This is a genomic window from Micromonospora sp. NPDC047730, from assembly GCF_043204765.1.
Taxonomy (GTDB): domain Bacteria; phylum Actinomycetota; class Actinomycetes; order Mycobacteriales; family Micromonosporaceae; genus Micromonospora.
Window position 1 is genome coordinate 644,873 of record NZ_JBIDCU010000002.1, and the last position, 20,914, is coordinate 665,786.

The following is a 20,914-nucleotide window of genomic DNA, read 5'->3' on the forward strand; positions in this document are numbered from 1 at the left end:
GCGCTCCCGCCCGCGCGCTCCCGCCCCCGCGCTCCCGCCCCCGCGCTCCCGCCCGCGCGCTCCCACTCTCGCCCCGCGATCTTGCACTTGTGGCCCGTGATGTGGGCGGATTTGTGCGCTCTGCCCGGGCGGGAAGTGCAAGATCGCGGGGAGGGGTGAGGGTGGGGGTTAGCGGCGGGCGGACGTGGCCCGGTTCGGGATGGGACGCTCGGCGTGGCGGGCGCGGCGTTGGAGCAGGCCGGCGGTGGGGCGGGCGAGCAGCGGCGTGAGCAGCGCGGTGACGAGGGCGCCGAGCAGGACGCCGACGACCACGTCGTGCGGGTAGTGCACGCCGACGAAGGTGCGGGAGAACGCGGCCAGTGCCGCCACCGGCAGCGCGATCAGCCCGACCCGGCGGGACAGCAGCAGCGTCGCCACCGCCAGCCCGCCCGCGATCGTGGAGTGGTTGCTGGGGAAGGACCAGTCGCCCGTCGGCGGGCAGTGCCCCGCGATGATGGCCAGGTCGGTTGCCACCGCCCGGCAGGGGCGCTCCTGGTCCACCACCACCTTCAACGCCTCGCTGCACCCGTACGCGAGCACCACCGCCACCGGCGTCACCAGGGCGTACGCGCGGCCGCGCGGGCCACCCCCGAGGCGTGACACGGCCGCCACCAGCCACAGTGCCCCGAGCAGCAGGATCGCGGCCTCGGTGAAGTGCCCGGCGAACCACTGCACCGGTTGCGGGGTGTCGGCGGCGAGGTCGACGATGTCCCGGTACCACTCGGCGCTGATCTCCGGCACATCCGTCGTGCCCGCATCAGTCATGACTCACCTCACCAATAGTTCATACCGTGTTTACCTCACGGACAACCCTGGAACATCTGGAAGTCGGACACAGTGTGCGTTGGTCGGGCCGAGGCCCTGACTTTCGTCTCAGTGATCTCTCAGCCCGGTCTGCCACGGTCGACCCGGTACGTCGGACTCCCTGGAGGCGCTGTGCACGACACCCCGACCGCCGATCGGCCGCCGACCGCGCCCGGGACCGGGGACGACGAGGCCTGGCGGATCCGGCGTACGGAGGCGGACCTCGGCCGGCTCGCCGAGACGGAGTCGATCTTCGCGCTGGGCAACGGCTGGGTCGGCTGGCGCGGCAACCTGGACGAGGGCGCCCCGTACGGCATGCCCGGCAGCTACCTGAACGGTTTCCACGAGCGGCGCGAGCTGACCTACCCCGAGGACGGGTACGCCTTCCCGCAGCTCAGCGACACGGTGATCAGCGCGCCGAACGCCGCCCTGATCCGCCTCTGGGTCGACGGCGAGCCGCTGGACGTGCGCACCGGCACCCTGCGCACCCACGAGCGGGTGCTCGACCTGCGCGCCGGGGTGGTCGAGCGGCACACCGAGTGGGTCTCCCCGGCCGGGCACGGCGTACGCGTCCGCAGCACCCGGCTGGTCTCGCTGCCCCGCCGCCCGGTGGCCGCCGTCCGGTGGAGCGTCGAGCCGCTGGGCGGGACGGTCGACGTGCGGGTCTGCGCCGACCTGCTCGCCAACGAGCGGGTGCCGGAGCGCTCCGACGACCCCCGCGCCGCCTCGGTGATCCATGACCCGCTGACCGCCGAGTACCGCCACTCGAACGGGCACGACGGCGTCCTCGTGCACCGCACCGAGCGCAGCGGGCAGCGGGTCGCCGTCGCCGTCGCGCACGAGGTGCGGGCCCCGGACGGCTTCGCCCCCGGCGTCGACTGCGCGCCGGACCGGCTGCGCCTCACCCTGAGCGGGACGCTGCGCGCCGGCGAGCGGCTGGAGCTGACGAAGTTCGCCGCGTACGAGTGCGCCACGGTGGACGCGACGCCGCCGCAGGGGCTGGCCCGCCTGGTCGTCGAGGAGGCCGGGGCGGCCCGCGCGGCGGGCTTCGACGCGCTGCTCGCCGCCCAGCGCGCGGCCCTGGACGCCGCCTGGCAGACGGCCGACGTGCTGCTCGACGGCGACGCCGAACTCCAGCAGGCCATCCGGTTCGCCGTGTTCCACCTCATCCAGGCGGGCCGGCCGGACGGCGGCCGGACCATCCCGGCCAAGGGCCTGACCGGCAACGGCTACGACGGGCACGTGCTCTGGGACACCGAGGGCTACGTGCTGCCGGTGTTGACGTACCTCGCCCCGGAGGTGGCCCGGTCGGCGCTGCGCTGGCGGCACGCCCACCTGCCCGAGGCCCGCGAACGCGCGGCGGAGCTGCGGCTGGCCGGGGCGACCTTCCCGTGGCGCACCATCGGCGGCCGGGAGTGCTCCGGCTACTGGCCGGCCGGCACCGCCGGGCTGCACGTCAACGCCGACATCGCCGACGCGGTGCTGCGCTACGTCGCCGCCACGGGCGACGACGAATTCCTCGCCGGGGCCGGGCTGGAGTTGCTGGTCGAGACGGCCCGGCTGTGGCACGGCTTCGGCCACTGGTCCGACGTGGGCACCTTCCACCTGCGGGGGGTGACCGGCCCGGACGAGTACTCCGCCCTGGTCGACGACAACCTCTTCACCAACCTGATGGCCCGCCGCAACCTGCGCGGCGCCGCCGACGCCGCCGAGCGGCACCCCGAGGCGGCGGCCCGGCTCGGCGTCGACCCGGCCGAGGTGGCCGGCTGGCGGGCCGCCGCCGACGCGGTCTTCGTCGCGTACGACGGCGAGCGCGGGGTGCACCAGCAGGCGGCCGGCTTCACCGCGCAGCCCGAGTGGGACTTCGCGAACGCCTCCGACGACGACTACCCGCTGCTGCTGCACTTCCCGTACCTGGAGCTGTACCGCAGGCAGGTGGTCAAGCAGGCCGACCTCGTGCTCGCCATGCAGCGGTGCCCGGGGGAGTTCACGGCCGACGAGAAGGCGCGCAACGTCGCCTACTACGAGGCGCGGACCGTCCGGGACTCGTCGCTGTCGGCGTCCCCGCAGGCGGTGCTCGCCGCCGAGGTCGGGCACCTCGACCTGGCGTACGACCTGTTCGCCGAGTCGGTGCTCCAGGACCTGGCGGACCTGGGCGACAAGACCGGCGACGGGCTGCACCTGGCGTCGCTGGCCGGGGCGTGGCTGGCGCTGGTGCAGGGCTTCGGCGGGCTGCGCGACGACCGGGGGGTGCTCTCCTTCGACCCCCGGCTGCCGGCGCGGATCGACCGGCTCGGCTTCTGTCTGCGCTGGCACGGCCACCGGCTGCGGGTCACCCTGACCCGGGACGCGGCCCGCTACGAGCTGCCCGACGCCGACCCGGAGACCGGCATCGAGGTGTGGCACCACGGTGAGCCGCTCCGGGTCACCGGCGCCGGGCCGGTGGTCCGGCCGATGCCTGTCGTCCCCGACCCCGGCCCCGAGCCGCCCTCCCCGCCCGGCCGCCGGCCCACCCGCCGCTCCGCTGGCGACCGCTGACGTGTAAGGAAGGGCACCTTCCTATCGTTTTTTGTCGAGGAAGGGTCCCTTCCTTACATCTGGGTAGGGTGGTGCGGTGCCAGAACTTCAGCGGCTCGCCGCTCACCACGCCGCCGCACTACTGCGCTTCGAACGCGACAACCGGGAGTGGTTCGCCCGGTCGGTGCCGGACCGGGGGGACGCGTACTTCGCCGACTTCGACGCGCGGCACGCGGGGCTGCTCGCCGAGCAGGAGGCCGGCGCGTGCCACTTCCACGTCCTGGTCGACGCCGACGGGGCGGTGCTGGGCCGGTTCAACCTGGTCGACGTCGTCGACGGCGAGGCCGAGCTGGGCTACCGGGTGGCCGAGCGGGCCGCCGGGCGCGGGGTGGCGACCGACGGCGTCCGCCGTGTGGCCGCGCTGGCCCGTGCGGCGTACGGGCTGTGCCGGCTGACCGCCAGGACGACCCTGGACAACGCCGGTTCGCTCGCGGTGCTGCGGCGCACCAGCTTCACGCCGGTCGGCGAGGTGTCACTCGACGGGCGCCCCGGCCTGCGGTTCGTCCGCGAGCTGACGGCCGACGACTGACGCGCCGGTCATCCGCTCCCGGACGGCCTCCAGCGCCTCGAAGGCGTACGCCCAGTTGTGGCACTTGAAGCTGCGCAGCCCCTCGATCGGGGTGCGGCAGTCGGCGCAGCGCACCCCGGCGATCGCGTCCGGGACCTCGGTGTTGACGTACTTGCGGTCGCCGAGGATGACCGTCGCGATCATCATCCGGTCGTGCACGCCGGAGAGGGCGGAGGAGACGATGTCGTACCAGGTGACCCGCCGCTGGCACTTGGGGCAGTCCGGTTCGTCGCCGCTGACCCACAGCGGGGCGCCGATGCTGCGCAGCGGCATGCCGAGCAGTTTCTCGATGCGCCGCACGTCCGACTCCGGGGTCGTCCACCGGTGCGCGCCGGGCAGCGACGCGGGCGAGTCGTAGACGGCACGGAACAGGACCGGGTCGACCTCCACGGTCTCGCGCTGACGGGTCATCGGCGTGCCTCCTCACGGTTGGTGCCCCCACCGTCGTCGCAGGTGGGGGCAGGCTCAACCGGATCAACGACACGGCGGGCCGGCGGATCGCCGTCGCAGCCCGACGACATCCGCCGGCCGGCTCAGCTCTCCGGCGGCGGCGGCAGTTCGGCGTGCCGCACCTGGTAGCCGCCTTCGGTCACCGGGGCGAAGGGAGCGGGCGCCATGCAGGTGCCCACGCTGCCCTCCCGCCACTGCCCGTCCGGGCCCTGGTCGGCGTTGACCACAGCCCAGGAGAAGCCGACGCGGTCGCGGCCCGGCCCGTCGTACACGCTGAAGCCCAGCCGCCGCCCGACGAGGTCCGCCACCGGCGCGTCGGCCTCGGTGACCACGGCGGTGAGGGTCGCGGTCCGCGCGGCCGTGACCAGGCAGTCGACCCGGGCCGCGAAGCGGACGGTGGAGCCGTCCGCCGCGACCCGGTGGGCGACGTGGACGGTCCCGGTCGCGTCGGTGGGCAGGCCCTGGGGTGCCCCCGGCAGGGGGCGGGCGTACGGGGTGGCGCGCGCATCGAAGCTGAAGCTGCGCACGTCCTGGTCCGGCGCGAACGTCAGCCGGACCTCGCCGCTGCCGGTCACGCGCGCGGTCCCGGCGGGCTCCCGGTCTGCCGTCGCCGAGGCGGCGGCGCCCGAAGCGCCGGCCAGGGCCACGCCGACCACGATGGCCGCTGCGCCCAGCCCACGGAGTGTCGTCCTCATCGGTCCTCCTGAAAACGGTGGCGACCCTTGTCGCCCTCGCGTTCCAGGCTTCCGGTCGGCCGCCCGCCACACCTCCCGCGACGGCGTGAGCCCCCTCCTCCCCACGGGGGACGCCCCGCCGCCGGCCGTGTCGGTCGTGCCGCGCGGGTGGTCGGCGTCGTTGCCACGGTGACGCGGCGACGACCCGGCGCGTCGACCGGGGGAGCGGGTGGAGGATGGCCGAGGCGGGGGCGGGGCGGGGCCCACGGTCCGCGTCCCCGGGCGGCCCCGCCGCTAGTGGTCGTTCAGCATGAGCAGCACCGTCTCCTGCTCGACGTCGAGGTACGCCACCCGCCAACGCGTGGTGGGCGGCGCCTCGTCGTACGACCGGCTGTGCAGCCAGCGGGGAGCGGCCGGGACGTGCGATCGCAGGTCGGGCCACACGTCGGCGGGCGTCTTGCCCTGGTCGTGCTGGGCCGGGTCGTCGGCCGCGATCGGCGCGAAGTCGTACTGCTCCGCCAGTTTTCGCGCGTCCTGCGGATGGAGCCTGACGACAGCCTGGTACGCCCAGTCCGTCGGGCCCGGGGCCCGGGAACACGGGTCGCCCAACGCGCGAGCCTGCCAGTGGATCTCGGGATAGTCGCCGAGGCCCGGCAGCTCCTCCGGCGGGTCCCAGCGGTCCACCCGGACCTTGGCCTCCGCCTCGCGTACCGACTCCTCGCACCCCTGCGCCTCACGTGCCGCCGTGCCACCGCAGCCGGCGACCAGCCCGATCGCCGTGACGATGGTGGCGGCTCGTGTCAGCGTCCCCGTCCTCATGGCGAGGACAGTAGACGGTCGCCGCTCACCCCTGACCGGGCCGACGCCGGCCGCTCGTCGGGGCTCACGTCGGCTCAGGTGTCAGAGGCGGTGTCGGCCCGGCCGGTCAGAGCCTTCCAGGCGGTGTCGACGAGTTCGCGGACGTCGGTGTCCGTCAGGGTGCCGTCGACCAGCCACCGGTAGACGAGCGGGCCGGCGAGGAGATCGCGCGCGGTGGCCGGCGAGGTGTCGGACGGGAGGTCGCCACGGGCGATGCCGCGCTCGACGACGTCGGTGATGGTGTCGAGGCGGGGGCGCAGGTACCGATCCCGCAGCGGTGCGGCGAGGTCGTCGCGCCCGATGCTGTCGGCGAGTACGCCGAGGACGACCGGCGCCAGGGCGGCGAGCCGGTCCACGAGGCCGCGTGCCAGGTGGTGCAGGTCGGTGCGGGTGTCGCCGGTGTCCGGGGCGGGCGCGACGGGCACCGCCTCGGCCAGGGAGTCGACGACCAGACTGGCCTTGTCGGGCCAGCGGCGGTAGACGGTCGGCCTGGTCACGCCCGCCCGGGTGGCCACCTTCTCGATGGAGAGGGCGCGGTAGCCGCCGTCGCGGAGCAGGTCCAGGGTCGCGTGCAGGATCGCCGTGTCGGTCTCCGGCCGCCGGGGCCGGCCTCGCTCGTTGGCCACGTCACATCCTCTATAATTTACGAGCCGTATCGTAAATTATAGGGCTCATGACTTCGCAGAGGGACGGAGCCCTCCCCGCGGCGGCCACCTGGGGGCTGCTGGCGGCCTGGGCGGTCCACGACGCCGAGGAACTCGCCACGATGGGCGGCTGGCTCGACCGCGCCCGGCCACGGCTGCGGGCCCGCTTCCCGCAGGTGCCCGAGCGGGTGTGGGACCAGCTCCGGGTCAGCCCGGCGCAGGCACGCGTCGCCATCGGCGCGATGGGCGTCGTGATGGCCGCCGCGGCGGCCCGGGGCGCTCGCACCGGCGGGCGCAGCGGCTTCTACCAGTCCGCCCTGGTCGGCTTCGGCCTGCACGCGGGCGGGCACGTCGCCCAGGCCGTGGTCACCCGCGGATACACCCCCGGCGTGGTGACCGCGCCGCTGGTCGTCGCCCCGTTCTCGCTGTGGGCCTGGCGGCGCCTGCGGGCGGCCGGCGTACCCCAGGTCGGTGGCGGCGCCGCGGCGAGCGCGGCCCTGCTGCTGCCGCTGGTCGCCGGCGCCTGTCACGCCGTGGCCCGCATCCTGGCACCGGAGCGGCCACGCTAACGGGCGTGCCGAACGAAGGTGAGGACCCCGCGAAGCCGCCACCACCGGTCTTCGTCGGGGCGGCCACGGCGCGGGTGCTCCGCAGTGGAGGAACCGAGGAACCGGTAGTGCGGGTGACCGGCGGGAACGCGCTCGGCCAGCCGCTTCCGGCCAGGACCTCGGGATCATTCGACGCCTCGCGCCCACCTACGATCTGACCCATGCGTCGCGTCGCGCCGGTATTGGCCCTCTTGCTCCTGGCCGCTTTGTCCGCTTGCACCTCCGAGCCGAAGGAAGCCGGGCACACGACATTGACCGTCCTGCTGGACCGCGATGTGACGGCAGCGCAGAAAAGTGTGGTGGAGCAGCGGCTACGCGCGATGCCGAGCGTAACGGGCGTCGCCTTCGAGACCCGCGAGCAGGCCTACGAGAAACTGCGGAAAGACTCGCCCGACCTGGTGGCGGACCTGGATCCGGAGAACCTGCCGGAGTCCCTTCACGCGACTGTCACGGACGCCTCGGTCGCCGAAGCAGTCGATCTGGTGATGGGTACGGTCGACGGCGTCGAGTGGGTTGGGCTCAAGATCGCCGATGTTGATCCCGTGCCGTCGCGGATCGGGGCGATCGTCCGGCTGGAACCGACGGCTACGGAAAAGCAGCGAGCCGCCGTAGCGGAGGCCGTCCGGGCGCTGCCCCACGCGGAGTCGGTCGAGTTCGAGGAGCGCGACGCCGCCTACGAGCGGCTACGCAAGCAGTGCCAAGGCAAGGGCGACCTTGCGACGCAACTTGACTCGCAGGTGGCGCGCGCTTCGCTGCGGCTCCAGCTTCCCTTGAACGGGAAGGGTGGAACCGGTCTGCCCGAGATCGAACGCCTTGATGGTGTCGAGGCGATTCGACTGGTGCCGGTGGCGATGCTCTGAGTGGCGCCGCCGGAGCGGCGGCCCACGGGGGAGCGGCGCCGCCCGGTCCGCGGCGCATTCCGGCGGGTGAGCGAGTCGGTTCGCCGTCGCCCCTACGTCGTCCTCCTCCGCAGCTCGCAGCGACCGTCGGTGCAGGAGCGCTTCAGGCGCCCCAACGACAGCGTCTGCACGAGGCCGACCGCCCAGCACATCGGACATCCGCGGAGCGCGAGCAGGCCAACGGGGAACAGCAGCAGGCTCACCGGGCCGACGATCGGCAGAAGTGCGATCGAGCCGATCAGCCCGCCGAACCCGACCACGCCACGGGCGAGGTGCCGCGCCAGCGATTGGCTGGCAAACGAGGGACCGTCAACCATCGACCAACCCTTCCTGCAGGGTGCGGTGCACCGAGGCGCGGGCGCGGTGCAGCCGGGACTTCATCGCGGCCGTGCTGAGGCCGAGCGCGTCGGCGACGGCCCGGCCCGGAAAGCCTTGGATGTCCCGCATGATCAGCACATGACGCTGGTCGGCGGGCAACGCGGCGATCGCCTCGGCGACGCGGCCGGCTTCGAGACGTTGCAGCACCTCGTCCTCGGCCGACGCCGTGGCGATGTCGGCCACTGGCGCAGGGCGATGGCCGACGAGCCGCAGCTGACGCAGGCATTCGTTGCGTACGATCCGAAACATCCACGAGGCCAGCGCGGCGGAGGCACGCAGCGTGCCGATCTTGCGGTAGAGGACGATCAACGCCTCCTGCGCCGCATCCTCGGCATCTTCGGGTGTGGCGCACAGCGTGTGCGCGAACCGCCGTACGCCCGGGTACGAGCCGGAGACCAGCGCGGTGAGCGATGCGATGTCCCCGCGCTGGGCGGCGAGCACCAACTGCTCGCTCGGCCATGCCGTCTCAGCCACGGGAACGTCCCTTTCGCCGCAGCAGGAATACGGTGCACATGCAGACCACGAGGGCTCCGACGGCGATGGCAACCCACCATACGAGCTCCATGTCATCCTCCAGTTCTCCGCCGGCGCGTCTCGCCGGCACAGGTAAGAGGCGGCGAGCCCGCCAGAGGATTCGAGTCCTGACCGACCAGTTGCAAACGGCGCCCGCACTCGACGAGAACCCGGCCCGGTGCGGTGCCCGCCCGGTCCTTCGTCGGTCCACACAGACGTCCATGATTGACGGTGGCTGCCTTCGCTTCTGCACCGCATCAGGTCGCGCGCTTCAATTTCCCCTGTCGGACAAGGATGTCTCAGTGAGCAACACACCACATCTCGGTCCAGTGCCCCAGCGCATTGCCGTCGACGCGGAACAGGTGCATCGGCTCATCGCCGACCAGTTCCCTCAGTGGGCCGACCTCCCGGTCCAGCCCGTAGCCGACGGTGGCTGGGACAACTGGACCTTCCACCTCGGTTCCCGGAGGTTGGTGCGTCTGCCCAGCGCATCCGAGTACGCCTTGGCCGTCGACAAGGAACACAGGTGGCTTCCGGCGCTCGCTCCCCGACTCCCGCTGCCCATCCCCGCCCCGCTGGCGAAAGGCAAACCCGGCGCGGGCTATCCCTACTCGTGGTCGATCTACCAATGGCTCGACGGCGAACCGGTGAGCGCGGACCGCATCGCCGACCCCGTCCGATTCGCGGTCGACCTGGCCGAGTTCCTGGCGGTCTTACAGAGCATCGATACCACTGGCGGTCCCCGCCCTGGCCAGCACAACTGGTTCAGGGGCGGCACGCTGCGCACCTACGACGGGGAAGCCCAGCGCGCGCTCACGGCACTGGACGGCCACGTCGACACCGACCTGGCTCGCGAGATCTGGAAGAGCGCACTGAACGCACGCTGGGACGGTGTCGACAGCTGGTTCCACGGTGACATCGCTTCGGGAAATCTCCTGCTCAACGACGGGAGGTTGGCGGCCGTCATCGACTTCGGGACATGCGGCGTCGGCGATCCGGCCTGCGACCTGGCAATCGCATGGACATTGCTGACCGCCGACGGCCGGCAGGCGTTCCGGGAGCGACTGTCCGTCGGTGAGGCGACATGGGCGCGCGGGCGCGGCTGGGCCCTCTGGAAGACGCTCGTCACTTGCGCCAATACCTTGGGCGATGCCGACGAGTCGGCCGCGAGCGCACTGCGTGTCCTCGCCGAGATCTTCTCTGAATACACGGCCGGCGCCGTCACCAAGCCCAAGCCATGAACAGCCACCACGCCCGGCAAGCCCTCACCGAGCCATGATCGCAATCCCGGCTGGAGTACGAGGCGTATGTCGGCAGCACCTCTGCACTGACCGCTGCGTCAGGCACGCTACGGGCACGACTGACTTGAGGCCCTGCGATCGTGCCCTTGGAGAATCTCGGAATGTCGCCCCTGCGTGAGATAAGGGAGATGGCCACACAGTGGCGGTGATGCAGAAGACCAGACCCCATCTAGTACGTCGTTGACTTACCGGAGGTCAGACAGCCATGCGGATCTACTACCTCGAAATCGTGACCAAGGAGGTCGACGTGGTGTGTGCCACCTACGCGGCAGCGAACGGGGTGCAGTTTGGCGAGCCGGACTCCGGGCTTGGCAACGCACGGACGGCCGAAATGCCGGGGGGCGGGCTGGTGGGGGTGCGGGCGCCGTTGCGCGAGACCGAAGAGCCGGTGGTGCGGCCCTACTGGCTGGTAGAAGACATCGAAGCGGCCGTCGCAGCGGTAGTGGAGGCCGGCGGCGAGATTGCCGTGGAGCCGCTGGAGATCCCCGGGCACGGCACCTTCGCCATCTACGTCCAAGGCGGCAACGACCACGGCTTCTGGCAGCGGTAGACCATCAGCCGAGACACGCCTCAGGATCACCTGAGACGCGGCACAGGCCATAGGGACATCGCGGCGTCGGTCCTGGTCGCCGGAGAGTCGGCCGGTGCGGATCAGCGCGCCATCGAGGATTGCGTACGCCAGCCGACCGATGCGTTCCATCGCCTCGGCGAGGGTGGGCGCCTGGGCGTGCCAGCCGTACAAGACGGGGCAGGCCTGGTCGGCGAGGCTGCCGCGAGGCATCATGACCATCATGGCCATAAAGCGCGTAATGCCCGACCTCGCAACCAAAGACATCGCGACGGCCACCGCCTTCTACGTCGAGGTACTTGGCTTCGAGGTCGTGATGGACATGGGCTGGATCGTGACCCTGAGCGATCGTGCCAACCCGAAAGCCCAGCTGAGTCTCATGACCCACGACGCCACCGCGCCGGTCGTCCCCGACGTGTCCGTGGAGGTCGATGATGTCGATGCCGCGTATCAGGCCGCCCGAAACGCCGGCGCTGAGATCGTGCACCCACTCACCGACGAGCCATGGGGAGTCCGACGCTTCTTCATGCGCGACCCCAACGGCAGGGTCATCAACGTCCTCACCCACCGGAGTTGACGACCCGTGAGCGACGCCTGTTCACCGACCTCCGGAGTCGGTCGAGGTCGTGTGACCGGCGTGCCGTTGACGTGCCGTGTGGCGAGGACGGCAGGGGCCGGTAGGGCCACGACCCGGTGGCTTGCCGGCGGTGCGGAGTCGAGGTAGCTGGTTAGGCTCGGACCATGCCCCTTACCGCGGACGACGTCGACCGGTTCGTGGCTTTCAGGCCGCGCCTGGAGGCCATCGCCTACCGCCTCCTCGGATCTGCGGGGGAGGCCGAGGACGCCGTGCAGGAGACGTTCCTGCGCTGGCAGGCCGCCGACGTCGACCGCATCGAGGTGCCCGAGGCGTGGCTGACGAAGGTCCTCACCAACCTGTGCCTCAACCAGCTCACCTCCGCACGGGCGCGCCGCGAGACCTATGTGGGCCAGTGGCTCCCCGAGCCCCTGCTCGCCGGGGACCCCATGCTCGGCCCGGCCGACACCGCCGAGCAGCGTGAATCGGTCTCGTACGCGGTCCTCACCCTTCTGGAGCGCCTCTTACCGAAGGAGCGGGCGGTGTACGTGCTGCGGGAAGCCTTCGACTACCCGCACCGAGAGATCGCGGAGATCCTCGACATCACCGAGGCCACCAGCCAGCAGATCTTCCACCGCGCCAAGAAGCACGTCGCGGACGGCAAGGCGCGCACCGAGATCGACGAGGCCGCCGCCCGGCGGATCGTCGAGCAGTTCCTGGCGGCCGCCACCAGCGGCCAGACCGAGCCGCTCGTGCGCCTGCTCACCGAGGACGCCATCGCGATCGGCGACGGCGGCGGGAAGGTCCCGGCCCGCGCCAGGGCGTTCGAGGGTGCCGTCGCGGTCGCGAAGTTCCTGCGGGGCCTGTTCAAACCCGGCGAGGTCAAGCGTGCCCTGGTCGGCGGCGCGCCCGAGGTCTACGCCTGGACCGCCAACGGTGACCCCGCCGTCGTGGCGGTCGTGGCCGGCCGGGTCATCGGCGTCATCTGCCTGGAGGTCACGGCCGAGGGCATCGCCGCGTTCCGCACCCAGGTCAACCCCGACAAGCTCGAACGCGCGACCGCGCACTGGGCGGCCGCCAACCACGGGGAGCCCCTGTTCCGCGCCTTCTGACCGCCGTGTGAGGTGCTTCACATCGCGCTCCTGTCAGGAAACGCCGGGCCGTCCGGTTCAAGTGGCGAACCCGCGGAAGACAGGAGCAGGGAAATGCAGCATCGCATCACCGTTCTCGGAGCCGGGTACACCGGAGCCATCGCCGCCGGCCGGCTCGCCAAGCGGCTTCGCCACGAGGACGTCGCCATCACCCTTGTCAATGCCGAGCCCGACTTCGTCGAACGCGTCCGGATGCACCAGTTGGCGGTGGGCCAGGACCTCAAGCCCCGGCCATTCAGCGAGATGTTCGCGGGCACCGGCGTCGAACTGAGGCTCGCGAGGGTCACCGGCGTCGACGTCGACCGCAAGACCGTCGCCGTCACCGACGCGAACGGCTCCGAAGAACTCCCCTACGACACGCTCGTCTACGCCCTCGGAAGCGGCTGGAACGCCCAGGGTGTCCCCGGGGCTGCCGAGCACACCTACGAGATCGCCAGCCGGCCCGGAGCACTCCGACTGCGCGAGCGCCTGGCCCGCCTCGCCGCCGGGCAGACCGTGGTCGTCGTCGGCGGCGGCCTCACCGGCCTGGAGGCCGCGACCGAGATCGCCGAGGCCCGCCCGGACCTCGACGTCGCCCTCGCCATCCGCGACGGTCTCGGCGACTGGCTCTCGCCAAAGGGCCGCACGCACCTACGGAAGGTCTTCGGCAAGCTCGGAATCACCGTGTACGAGCACGCCGCCGTCACCGGCGTCGAAGCCGACCGCGTCGCCACGGCCGACGGCAAGACCATCCCGGCCGCAGTCACCGTCTGGACCACCGGCTTCGTGGTGCATCCGATCGCGAAGGCGACCGCCCTGGAGGTCACCGGCACCGGCCAGATCGTGGTCGACGGAACCATGCGCTCGGTCTCGCACCCCGACGTGTACGCCGTCGGCGACGCGGCCCACGCGATAGGACCGGGCAACAAGCCGTTGCGGATGTCGTGCGCCTCGGGCGTCCCCACGGCGTGGCAGGCCGCCGACGCGATCGCGGCGCGCCTGACCGGCGGGAAGCTCCCGGACACGTCGCTGCGCTACTTCAACCAGTGCATCTCGCTGGGCCGCAAGGACGGCTTGATCCAGTACGTCACCGCCGACGACCGCGCCGTGCAGGCGGTCCTGACCGGACGACTCGCCGCCGTCTACAAGGAGCTGGTCTGCAAGGGCGCCGCCTGGGGGGTCGCCAACCCGACGCTCGGGCTGCCGACCCGGCGCCGCGTCCCGCGGGAGCGGGCCGCGGCGGGCCCGGCCGTCGAGGCGCTGGGGTAGGGCCCGACGCGGTGCGGGCGGGCTTCCGGAGTGCGCTTGGCTGTTGTGGCGGCGCCGCCGTACGGATCTCCGCCGGGCGGGCCGGCACCAGCGCGACACGGCATCCATTCGCACAGGTCAACGAAGACGAGATCGCCGAGGGCCGGCTTCGTTGATGTCAGCTTGACGCCCGACCGTGCCGCCCGAACATTGACCGACACCGCCTCCGCCGACCTCGACGTGCATCCCCGGGTGGCAGTGCAGATCCTCCGGCACGCGCAGTTCGCCATCACCATGGCGATCTACACGTGGCCCCGTGGGTGGCCGCCCGTGACGCGCTCAAGCGGCTCGGCAAGGCGCCCGACCGATGAACGGCCTACTGCTGTAGCGGCCCTGATCGCGGCGTGGGAAAGCCCGGTCAGGGCCGCTGCTCAAGGCCGAAGGGCTGATTGGCGGCCGGCAGGGCAAGGGCGTCTACGTCGCCAACCCGCTTCCCCGGTAAACCAGGGCCACCCCCCAGAGGCGCGACGCCTCGCTGACAAGCTCTGTGCACGGCGTGTGGCAGCGCCCGGCTGTGTCGCTTACCTCGGGCTGTCGTCCGTCTATAGGCCCGCCGGCTCTCCCGATACGGGCCCGTTGCTGTCTGCCACCGTTGCTGTCGGAGCCACCCCTGGGCGCGTGCATCGGGCACGGAGCGGGCAGGAGCAAAGTCCTTCCGAGGGTCACTTCCCGTCTCGAGTTGCGGCACCGGTCAGTCGCCTACCGCTCAGGTCCCGGGTGGTCCCGGGTACCCCAGATGGCTGCCGGCCCAGCCGATGCTCCCGGGTGGTGGCTTCCACTCGTTGGCGCGCCCCTTCGAGATCGACAGGTTAGGCCAACGCTTGCGCGCCGCTTGCCGGCTGGCGCCTACCGCTGCCCCAAGCTCGGGATAGCCGGCCCCACACATCGCCGCTTCCTCTGCGCTGGCAGATACGAGGTCGGCGAGAAGCCGGCGCATCTGCTCCCCTGCCGCCATGCGCGCCAGGTGGGCCCGCATCCCGTCCAGGTGGCTCCGCTCGTCGTCTGCTCCGCGCTGGGCATCCATGCCAGACGTGTTCAGCCGCTGCGCCCAATTGGCGGCGACAGCGCTCAGTTCCCGCCGTAGCTCCTGCCGCTCGTTCGACGTCAGTTCCCGCATCATGGGCTCCTTCGTCAATGGCCTCTTACCCAGAATCAGCGCGACAACCAGGGTTGTCAACCCTTGAGTGGGCGGTCTCTTGACCTGCCTGCCCGTTCGGCTGACCGTGGGCTGGACGCCTCGCTTACAAGCTCTGTGCGTCGCGTCCGCACCCGTCCGGCAACGGCTACACGCTCGGAGCTTCGGCCGTGCTGGCACCTGTCAACGTGCCGCCGTCCCGCGGCGTTGCTGTCAGCGTTGCTGTCGACAGCCGTTCCACCGGCGACCCAGGCCGGCCGCCGCTGTGGGAGTCGTCGTGGTCCGGTCCCCACGCACGCAGGTCGTCGCACAGGTGAGCCGAACGCGGGTGTGCAACGATCATCGGCATGTCGACTCCACGAAAGGGCAATGCCGCGTAGGCGCCCCGCACAACTGCGTGCCGACTCCATCTACCGGCGACCGCTTGACGGGTCAACCTCTGTCATCCCCGGGCTTTCGGCCCAGGGCTTCAAAGCCATCGCCTACCTCGAACGCACCCGCCTCTGGAACCAGGCCGTGTCTGATGCAGTGCGGACCTGGTCATGGTTCGTGCGCCACCCCTGGCATCGCTTGTGGGACCCGACCGCCGGCTGTGGGGTGATGGAGTGCTGTCCGGATCCGCCCGAGCTGCGCTGGATCCTGGACGTCGCCATTGCGGTCCTGCCGCCGAAGGATGCCCGGACCCTCCGCAAGCAGATCGCAGCCCTCGATGAGCAGTGGTGACACGCCGCAAGGGCATCTCGTCGGCTCGGGCGCCTCCGACCCCGTCGTTCATGACCCCCTCCGGGGGGATGCGGACGCAATCTATCGACGGGTGCCGGAGCATGCCGCGCTGCGCGGATACGCAGTTGCCCGGCTCGTCCGCTGGCAAGCGGGAACGAGGATGATCGAGGGTTCTACTGCCTTCTTGCTGCCCGACGTCTCGCTTACAGAGCTGCGTCGCGCAGCCGTCCTCGTCTGGAGCGGTCGTCAGGTCAAAGAACAGCGCACCGCTGGCCCCTCCTCAGCCCGTCCCTGTTCAGCGCGGCTGACTGTCAGCGTTGCTGCCGGCAGAGGCCACCACAATGCGCCCTGCCGATCCGGGAGGCCGCCGAGGAACCCCATACATTCTGCCTCCTCCGTGGCCACCGACCGGTCCGCCGCAGTCAGTTCCTGCCAGCGAAGCCGCGCCCACAACGAACATTCGTAATGCCTTCTACCGCCTACTGAGCAGAGAGCCCGTGCTCTTCATCCTGAGCATTCACGAAGGGGCCCGACGGCTCGGCACCAATGATCAGTCTGTGCGGGTCGTCCTCGGATACCTCAATTGTCATGAAGTCGCCCACGTGATCGTTGACCCTGAGATAAGCGCCTAGGTACTCATTCCAATGAAGCCAGGTGGGCACATTATTCTGACCCGCGATGCGATAGTCCGCGTAGTCTATTTTAATGTCCTGCATGCCGTGCAAGCAGCACCAACGGTTGGAAGTTTTGGCGGGTTGCATCGAACGATGCGGACTCCCCGGCATGCGCAGTTCGCCATCACCATGGAGATCTACACGTTGGTGTCGGCGGTCATCCGCGACGCGCTCAAGCGGCTCGGCCAGGCGTTGGGCCAATAACAGGCGATCACATTGCTCAGTCGGGCTCGCGCGACCAGGATCGGGGCCAGGCTTCCATGCGCGTAACTATTCGTTGGAGGCTTGCCTCAAAAGCAGCGTCGTCAAGATCGTTCTCTCGGCGACGGGACCACAACTCATTCAGGTCGTCTTCAATGGCACCTAGCTCGATGAGCCGATCGGCAGATGCAAGCGCCCTTCGGCGTAACTCGGCCGGGCTTCCGGAACTGGTGGTCATCTTGTCTGCGAGTACGGCGAGTGTGCAGCGCGCCTCAGCGGCGATGCCGCGCCCGGCAGCCTCCACGGCGCGCAGGGTCCCCTCTGGGCCTTGGACGATCTCGGTGAACAAGGCGAGTAGCCGCGAGTTACGCACGAGTGGTCCATCCGTCATCGTCCGGCCTTTCGCTGTTCCATCACCGCTGCCGCTTCGGCCGAGTCCAGGACTCAGGAAGTGACCCGCTTGGTGACCGGTCTACTGCTGTACTTCGCTGCTGTACCGGCCCGATCGTGGCAACGGCGAAACCCGGTCAGGGTAGCTGACCTGCGGAGGAGTGGGCCGCCAGGGACTCGAACCCTGAATGCCGGACGTTGCCGATAGATCATCCTGAATCGGGTAAATCCGGCCCCTGGCCAGGGCGGCGACCCTCATTGCCTCTCGACGTTTTACAGGCCTTTCCGAGCTCAGTTGCGCCGGATCTGTGCTCGATGATCATGCTTGAAATCGAACTTGATCGAGACGGACCAAGATCTCTAGAGTGCCCGACGTGAAGCGGGAAGTCTCCTCGAGACGTAGAATCGCGGTGAGGGCGAAGCGCCAGGCCGAGATTCCGGCACCGGGTGTGAGGGAGGGGGCAGGATGTTCGGTTGGAAAGAGAAGCTCAACGACCTGATGGCGCAGCTCAGGCCCGACCTGAGTCGGGAATCGCTCGGCGTCGGGCCCGACTTCCCGGGCGTCGCCCCGAACCCGCTCCTGAGCAGTGATGCACGGAAGCGCAATGCGGAACTGCGTACGGGGGCGCTTGCGCTCGGCGTTCTCGTCGACTGGCGGGAGGTCAGCAGCGACGGCAGTCCACGGGTGGTCCTGATGTTCGACGTGGAGACCGCCGACGGCATCTCGTTCCGCGGTATCGCAGACGAAGACCTCACGATCACCGAGCTCTCCCGACTCGCCCCAGGACAGACGTTGCCCGTGCGCTACCGGCCGGCCGTCATGGACCACTACGTCGCCCTTGCCCGGGACGCGGACCCCGCCCATGTGCAGCAGCTCTCTGACGAGATCGCGAGCCGCAAGCGGACCTGACCCGAAGCCATTGGCCGGATCCCTAGTAGTGCTTTGTTAGGTCGGCGTGTCGTTGGGGCGTCGGAGGGGTCCGGGTAGTTCGATGTTGCGGTGACTCCTGACGAGCTTTCGGTTGTGCGGCAGCGGCTTGAGGCGTTCGCGGCGGACGTGTTCACCCTGTTGGCTCGGTCGGATCAGCGGGCGAAGGGTGAGACGTATCTGCGGGGGCTGTTGCTGGATGGGCGGCGGAAGTCGATGCAGCCGATGGCGCAGCGGCTGGGGGTGGATCATCAGGGGTTGCAGCAGTTCGTGACGACCTCGACGTGGGACACCACGGGGGTGCGGATGCGGCTGGCCCGCCGGGCTCTCGACGTGGTCAAGCCGGTGGCGTGGGTGGTCGATGACACGGGCTTTCCGAAGGGCCACCGATAGATCATCCCGATTCGGACACATCTGGCCGTTGAGCAGGACGTCAATCCTCATCGCTTCTCGACGTCTTACAGGGTTTTCCGGCCTCAGTTGTGCCGGATCTGTGCCCGATGATCATGGCCTCGACGGCGGCCGCCGCCGCACCGCTGCCATCCCGTCACCGTCGTCCCACACCACGGTGGAGCGGGCCCTGGTCTGCTCGGCTTTGCATGGGACGACGGTGACGGGATGGCATCCCCCTCAGCCGCCCCGTACCGTAACCGCCGCTCAGTCCCCGGCCATCCCCGAGCATGAGGCCCCCGCCGGAGGAGCTTCGTCGTCCGTTCGCTCACCGATGTCGAGGTCGCTCGCGATTCGTGGGGCCTTCATATCTGCTCCCACGGAGCGTCGCCCCCTCGAACCTGGCGTCGCCGTTGAACGTCGCCCTGTCGAACCTGGCGTCGCCGCTGAACGTCGCCCTGTCGAACCCGGCGTCGCCGCTGAACGTCGCCCTGTCGAACCCGGCACCGCAGCTGAACGTCGTATCGCCGAACCAGACGTCGCTGCTGAACGTCGCCTGGCCGAACCAGGCGTGGCCGTTGAACGTTGCTCGGTCGAACCATGCGCGGCCGCTGAACGTCGCCTGGCCGAACCAGAAGTCGTCGCTGAACGTCGCCTTGTTGAACCAGGCATCGCCGCTGAACGTCGCCTGGCCGAACCAGATGCCGCCGCTGAACGTTGCTCTGCTGAAGTCTGCATTGTAGAGGTGGCATTTGGTGAAGTCGGCGTCTATGAGGGTTGCCTCCGTAAGGTCCAGAACGATCTTTGGGCCCCAGTAGGCGGGATTGACGTCTTCGTTTTCGATTTCGGGTCGTAGGTGTCGGGCGAGAATGCGTTGGGCTGCAAGGCGGACCTGACGTTCTTCGCGGGGTTCGGTGGCTGGCTTGTCGGGGTCCTTGGTGCCGGTGGCTTGCACCGGTGGCTTGTGTGGGGTCGATGTTTCCCCTGCAGCCGGTGCGTTATTGGTGCCGGGTGAAGGCTGGTCGTCGGGTGGGGTGTACGGCATGCGTAGGTAGGCGCATATGACCTCGACGATGCTCTGCCGGTGGACCGGGTTGTCTTGAGCGAGGCGTTCGAGGGCGTACAGGCCGGCGAGGCGCACCGGGGCCTTGTCGGCGCCGAGTTGGTCGGCCGCCTTGACATACAGCTCGGTGACTCTCTTCTCGCCGGCGTCGTACTCGGTGGCCTGCTGGGTGCGCTCTGCCAGCTGCTGCCGGCGAACTGCCAGCAGTAGAGCAAATGCACCGGTGACGGCGGCTCCGATGGTCAGACCGGTTCGGATACTGTCCACCCGCAACCGAGCCCGCTGCACCTGGTCACCGACTGCGGGCAGGGTGTTCTGCAACCAGAGCACCGCCGCCCCAGTGACTACTGCCACGACAACCGCTCCGACCAAGATCACCCACGCCCGCAACGGCCGCACCTGCCGGTCCGGTGGTGTCGGTGCCGCCGACGCCTGGTGACCTTCCTGGTTGGTCCGCCACCACAGCCGTGCGCCTAAGAGCAACAGCGCCAGGCTCACTGTTGCCGGCAGTAGCACCGACCACCCAGAGGCCAGGACACGCCACCACGATGCGGGAACGTGGAGCAGCATCACACCGAGCAACCCCGCCACACCGACAGCGATCAGAAGAACACTCAGACGTCTCGTCACACTGTGGAATCATGCCCGTACAAGGCAATCAACCTCGTGCCTGTAGCGGGGGCGCCGATCCGGCGAGTGTGCTACCCAGGGTTCCTGCCGTGACCAGCACTCTTGACCCCCCTGAGGCTTGTCCCGGGGCGGCGGGTGCTCCTGGCGCTCGTCAACGCTGGCGGCTCAGCTCCGGCTGCTTCTCCGGTTTCCTATTCTCCCGCACCTCCCTGACCAGGGCGGCCCTCATCGCTTCTCGACGTTTTACAGGGCTTTCCAAGCTCAGTCGTGCCGGATCTGTGTCCGATGATTTTGGCTGAGCATCGAAGTCGATCAAGTCCGAGCAAGATTATTAGAGTGCCTGACGTGACGCGGGAAGCCCTTTCAAGGCGGTGGCCCTGGGTTCTCTTGTCCTTCATCGCCATGGCGTGCACAGGTGCGCTGGCCGTTCCTGCAGCGTGGGCGGTGAAAGTTTAGGTTGAGGCGGAACAGGGAGAGCGCGCCCCCGATGCGGCAGTGGCTGTCTATTTGCTGCGGCTGAGTAGCGGGAATGATGGCGGGCTGCGTCGAGTGCTTACCGACGATCGCCGTGACGAGCTGGTGCGTCAGTGGCGCGCTTACCGGGCGCAAATGTCAGGGTCCGCCATGCCGCCCAGCAAGCTGGAATCGGGTCCGTTGCAGGTCGACCACCTCCGCGACGGTGTCGCCCTGGTGGTCACCGAGGTCTACGCGGTTTGGTGGCACGACCAGCTATCGCAGTCGCAGCCGGCATCCGTGGCGCTTCGGGGTCCGAGAAGATCGGGGCGGTTGGCGGTGGGCTGTGTCAAGGATCTTGGACAGGTCTTCGTGGATTTGCTGGTCAGGCTGCTATCAGGGTCTGGTGTTCGGTGAGGGCTTCGGCGGGGGTG

Annotated in this window: 20 protein-coding genes and 2 pseudogenes; 13 read left to right on the forward strand and 9 right to left on the reverse strand. The window is 70.0% G+C overall.

What is annotated here, in order from left to right:
• Window positions 1-168 precede the first annotated feature (168 nt).
• Window positions 169-804 carry a phosphatase PAP2 family protein gene (locus tag ACGF5G_RS09190; RefSeq protein WP_393260549.1) on the reverse strand — a complete coding sequence of 212 codons (636 nt, stop codon included), beginning with the start codon at window positions 802-804 and terminating at the stop codon, window positions 169-171.
• A 171-nt stretch (window positions 805-975) separates the two neighbouring features.
• Here ACGF5G_RS09190 and ACGF5G_RS09195 point away from each other — a divergent pair, with 171 nt between their 5' ends.
• A complete protein-coding gene (locus tag ACGF5G_RS09195) occupies window positions 976-3,381 on the forward strand; it encodes a glycoside hydrolase family 65 protein (RefSeq protein ID WP_393260552.1) in 2,406 nt (801 codons plus the stop codon).
• A 76-nt stretch (window positions 3,382-3,457) separates the two neighbouring features.
• A complete protein-coding gene (locus tag ACGF5G_RS09200) occupies window positions 3,458-3,949 on the forward strand; it encodes a GNAT family N-acetyltransferase (RefSeq protein ID WP_393260554.1) in 492 nt (163 codons plus the stop codon).
• Here the strand turns inward: ACGF5G_RS09200 and ACGF5G_RS09205 are convergent.
• From ACGF5G_RS09205 to ACGF5G_RS09220, 4 genes are all read right to left on the reverse strand, one after another.
• Window positions 3,893-4,399, reverse strand: coding sequence for a hypothetical protein (locus ACGF5G_RS09205; protein ID WP_393260556.1), 507 nt, complete (start codon window positions 4,397-4,399; stop codon window positions 3,893-3,895). The two genes, ACGF5G_RS09200 and ACGF5G_RS09205, sit on opposite strands and share 57 nt — an antisense overlap.
• A gap of 122 nt (window positions 4,400-4,521) precedes the next feature.
• Window positions 4,522-5,133: a hypothetical protein gene (locus ACGF5G_RS09210; protein WP_393260559.1), complete on the reverse strand. Its 612-nt coding sequence runs from the start codon at window positions 5,131-5,133 to the stop codon at window positions 4,522-4,524.
• A gap of 273 nt (window positions 5,134-5,406) precedes the next feature.
• Entirely contained in the window at window positions 5,407-5,931 is a 525-nt protein-coding gene (locus ACGF5G_RS09215; protein WP_393260562.1) for a hypothetical protein, read from the reverse strand.
• A 74-nt stretch (window positions 5,932-6,005) separates the two neighbouring features.
• Window positions 6,006-6,596 carry a TetR/AcrR family transcriptional regulator gene (locus ACGF5G_RS09220; RefSeq protein ID WP_393260564.1) on the reverse strand — a complete coding sequence of 197 codons (591 nt, stop codon included), beginning with the start codon at window positions 6,594-6,596 and terminating at the stop codon, window positions 6,006-6,008.
• Window positions 6,597-6,643: 47 nt separating this feature from the next.
• Here ACGF5G_RS09220 and ACGF5G_RS09225 point away from each other — a divergent pair, with 47 nt between their 5' ends.
• Complete coding sequence (locus tag ACGF5G_RS09225) at window positions 6,644-7,183, forward strand: HXXEE domain-containing protein (protein WP_393260566.1); 540 nt, start codon at window positions 6,644-6,646, stop codon at window positions 7,181-7,183.
• A gap of 200 nt (window positions 7,184-7,383) precedes the next feature.
• Complete coding sequence (locus ACGF5G_RS09230; protein WP_393260568.1) at window positions 7,384-8,082, forward strand: permease-like cell division protein FtsX; 699 nt, start codon at window positions 7,384-7,386, stop codon at window positions 8,080-8,082.
• A gap of 92 nt (window positions 8,083-8,174) precedes the next feature.
• Here the strand turns inward: ACGF5G_RS09230 and ACGF5G_RS09235 are convergent, their stop codons facing one another.
• The gene (locus ACGF5G_RS09235) at window positions 8,175-8,438 is read right to left on the reverse strand and encodes a hypothetical protein (protein ID WP_393260571.1); all 264 of its coding nucleotides are present in this window, start codon (window positions 8,436-8,438) and stop codon (window positions 8,175-8,177) included.
• Window positions 8,431-8,973: an RNA polymerase sigma factor gene (locus ACGF5G_RS09240; protein ID WP_393260573.1), complete on the reverse strand. Its 543-nt coding sequence runs from the start codon at window positions 8,971-8,973 to the stop codon at window positions 8,431-8,433. Before ACGF5G_RS09240 ends, ACGF5G_RS09235 begins: the two co-directional genes overlap by 8 nt.
• 341 nt (window positions 8,974-9,314) lie before the next feature.
• Between ACGF5G_RS09240 and ACGF5G_RS09245 the strand changes: the two genes are divergently transcribed.
• The 6 genes and pseudogenes from ACGF5G_RS09245 to ACGF5G_RS09270 all read left to right on the forward strand — a co-directional run.
• On the forward strand, window positions 9,315-10,253 hold the full coding sequence (locus tag ACGF5G_RS09245) for an aminoglycoside phosphotransferase family protein (protein ID WP_393260575.1): 939 nt from the start codon (window positions 9,315-9,317) through the stop codon (window positions 10,251-10,253).
• A gap of 265 nt (window positions 10,254-10,518) precedes the next feature.
• Window positions 10,519-10,863, forward strand: coding sequence for a VOC family protein (locus ACGF5G_RS09250; RefSeq protein WP_393260577.1), 345 nt, complete (start codon window positions 10,519-10,521; stop codon window positions 10,861-10,863).
• 139 nt (window positions 10,864-11,002) lie between these two features.
• Complete coding sequence (locus ACGF5G_RS09255; RefSeq protein WP_393260580.1) at window positions 11,003-11,458, forward strand: VOC family protein; 456 nt, start codon at window positions 11,003-11,005, stop codon at window positions 11,456-11,458.
• A gap of 164 nt (window positions 11,459-11,622) precedes the next feature.
• Complete coding sequence (sigJ, locus tag ACGF5G_RS09260; protein WP_393260582.1) at window positions 11,623-12,567, forward strand: RNA polymerase sigma factor SigJ; 945 nt, start codon at window positions 11,623-11,625, stop codon at window positions 12,565-12,567.
• Between the two features lie 93 nt (window positions 12,568-12,660).
• Complete coding sequence (locus tag ACGF5G_RS09265) at window positions 12,661-13,854, forward strand: NAD(P)/FAD-dependent oxidoreductase (protein WP_393260584.1); 1,194 nt, start codon at window positions 12,661-12,663, stop codon at window positions 13,852-13,854.
• A 406-nt stretch (window positions 13,855-14,260) separates the two neighbouring features.
• A pseudogene (locus ACGF5G_RS09270) lies at window positions 14,261-14,335 on the forward strand (GntR family transcriptional regulator); the annotation flags it as partial.
• A 264-nt stretch (window positions 14,336-14,599) separates the two neighbouring features.
• On the opposite strand, the gene ACGF5G_RS09275 reads toward ACGF5G_RS09270, so the two are convergent.
• Window positions 14,600-15,010 carry a hypothetical protein gene (locus ACGF5G_RS09275; RefSeq protein ID WP_393260586.1) on the reverse strand — a complete coding sequence of 137 codons (411 nt, stop codon included), beginning with the start codon at window positions 15,008-15,010 and terminating at the stop codon, window positions 14,600-14,602.
• Window positions 15,011-15,397: 387 nt separating this feature from the next.
• On the opposite strand from ACGF5G_RS09275, the gene ACGF5G_RS09280 reads away from it, so the two are divergent.
• The 3 genes and pseudogenes from ACGF5G_RS09280 to ACGF5G_RS09290 all read left to right on the forward strand — a co-directional run.
• Window positions 15,398-15,751, forward strand: a complete 354-nt coding sequence (locus tag ACGF5G_RS09280; protein ID WP_393260589.1) for a hypothetical protein — start codon at window positions 15,398-15,400, stop codon at window positions 15,749-15,751.
• A 1,731-nt stretch (window positions 15,752-17,482) separates the two neighbouring features.
• Window positions 17,483-17,926 (forward strand): hypothetical protein, encoded by a 444-nt coding sequence (locus ACGF5G_RS09285; RefSeq protein WP_357880210.1) that lies wholly within the window; start codon window positions 17,483-17,485, stop codon window positions 17,924-17,926.
• 114 nt (window positions 17,927-18,040) lie between these two features.
• Window positions 18,041-18,325, forward strand: a pseudogene (locus tag ACGF5G_RS09290) (transposase); the annotation flags it as partial.
• A gap of 337 nt (window positions 18,326-18,662) precedes the next feature.
• Here ACGF5G_RS09290 and ACGF5G_RS09295 read toward each other — a convergent pair.
• Window positions 18,663-20,027: a pentapeptide repeat-containing protein gene (locus ACGF5G_RS09295; RefSeq protein ID WP_393260592.1), complete on the reverse strand. Its 1,365-nt coding sequence runs from the start codon at window positions 20,025-20,027 to the stop codon at window positions 18,663-18,665.
• Window positions 20,028-20,914: the final 887 nt, after the last annotated feature.